This is a genomic window from Paenibacillus sp. 01T422, from assembly GCF_056398785.1.
Genome location: NZ_JBFTQB010001024.1, coordinates 1 through 2,112, shown reverse-complemented (window position 1 = coordinate 2,112; position 2,112 = coordinate 1). Strand labels below are relative to the sequence as shown.

1 protein-coding gene is annotated in these 2,112 nt (G+C 48.6%); it reads right to left on the bottom strand.

Features of this window, described 5'->3' with window-relative positions:
- On the bottom strand, positions 1 to 2,112 hold a 2,112-nt coding region (locus AC1DUA_RS35020), incomplete at both ends, for an endo-alpha-N-acetylgalactosaminidase family protein (protein WP_477504124.1).

Below are 2,112 nucleotides of genomic sequence, written 5' to 3'. Positions count from 1 at the left end.
CTGGAAGTTCGTGTTGTAATACTTGTGCTGCGGAGCGAAAAACTTCAGCTTCGTATCCTCCAAGTAATTAGAAACTTCCTTGTCACCTTGTTTCACGCTAATGGCGGATCTGCGGTCCGTTCCATATACATTGACCCAGACGGATGCGCTGTAAGTTTTACCGGGCTCAAGTCCTGTGATAACCTGCTCAACCTTCGCATCTTGAGGGCCTTTGATTTCCAGATAATCGTCAGCGTTGCTGTTTTTCTTGAAGCTGATGTGATCCGTTGTTCCAGCGGAAGATGATTTGTTCCAAGTCCCCCATTTATGGCTGTCAAAGCCTGGATCTTTGACCGGACTACCGTCGCCCCAGATCGTTTCCGCCTCTTGCGGCGCTGCTGTCTTATACAGCACATAACCGACATTGGACTCAGCTGTCAGAGTCACTTGTCCATTCGATACGTTCACATCCCCAGCGAACTGACGCTCTACATCAGTAAGCTTATACAGCTTCGCAGTCTGCACACCGCTCCATGAGGCAGGGAGCTTCCATGTTGTGCTGCCACCAGCCGGATTCCAGTGGTAAATCTTGTCTTCTTTCACTGGATCCCATGGGATGAATACCGTACTGTTACTCACATTGCTGGAGTCAGTCATAATCGCAATATCATTGCCATCTTTGGTCAAATGGACTTTCCCATCACTTGCTCTTGCAACCGATACATTTCCTTCAAAATCCACACGATCGTTCGTCATTTTCGTAATCGGGAAATACTGCATGTACTTCGTCGGCAAGTTTTGATTAAAAAACGTTTTGGTCACTTCTTGATAGCTGTAGAATTGGGAGTTAGGCTGCCAGTAACCAACACCGGACTGCTTGTTGCCTTTCAAAAGCGGATCGCTCATGAACCCGTCCACATTGCTGTTGCGAATAAAACGAACGATTTTGCTATTATCTCCTTCGTTCGGGTAACCCGGATCTGTCCCCCAATGAACCCATGCCGCTTGTTCTTGCAGCGGACCGGCGAATTCGGTACCGAGCATCCAGCCGTTGCCGTTAATGTATTCGGCGAGCTTCTTCGCATTCCATCCAGCTCCTGTATAAACATCAACATACACGAAGTCGAGATTGTTTCCTGTGTCATCTTTCAGCATATCCAAGCGACGTTTCAATTCGCCTGACTCAATGTCTTTGCGCTGGTCGACATAGTAGGCCTGATCGAGCCAACCCCACCCTTTGCTCAGCGGTGTAATCATATTAGCCATCTTGGTTTGGAAGGCATCCAAATGGTATTCCGTGGCATTGATGTGCACACCGCCTTTGATGTTATACTTTTTGCCTTCCGTCAGGAAGTAGTTGAAATCCTCCTTCCCGCCCTGGCGAATCCCAATATGACCGCCATAGTCAGGATGCGAATCATCGTGTCCTTCCGCTTGATACCCCTTCTGCAGCACAATTTGGCCGAAGCCGTCAGTCAAGTGAGCAATCTTCTTGCCATTATCCAGTGAACGCAGGAATGGCATACCTGTCGTTGCGATATTCATGCTGATCCATGAAATATTATTTTTAATCATGTCGCTGCCGTACGGCATATCGGAATGACTGCGGTACACAATCGCACCGTCCTGCCAGTCCAGAACCCCGTCATGATTAGCGTCAGGAGTAATAATAACTTTCGACCATGGCAGCGCCTCCGGAGCTGGGGCAACCATGCTTTCGCGATATGTCCATGCGCCGTTAGCGAGCGCTGCAATTTTCTCGCCTGGCGCTGCGTCAGATACACTAGCACGTACTTTATCGTTGCCATTGATGACATTATTGATGATCGTTGCCGCCAACTTATCGGAATTGACGAACCCGAAGGTACGTCCGCTCGGATTCAAGTTCTGCGCCCCATTTTTCAAATCGTTATATTCCTCGAAAACTTTATTCCACTCGCCGGTAAACCACGCTGCTGTCTCCTGTGCTTTGGGCTGTGTCGAAGAGACGGAGACCAAACTATGGTTCGGGAATTCGATGGTTTTCACTTTCGTCGTTCCGTTCTCCAGGATCTCGGTGAACTTCAAGTCGAGCGTATTGTCCACCACTTCCATTTTCACTTTCATTTGAATCGCGAGCTCTTCCACATTCAG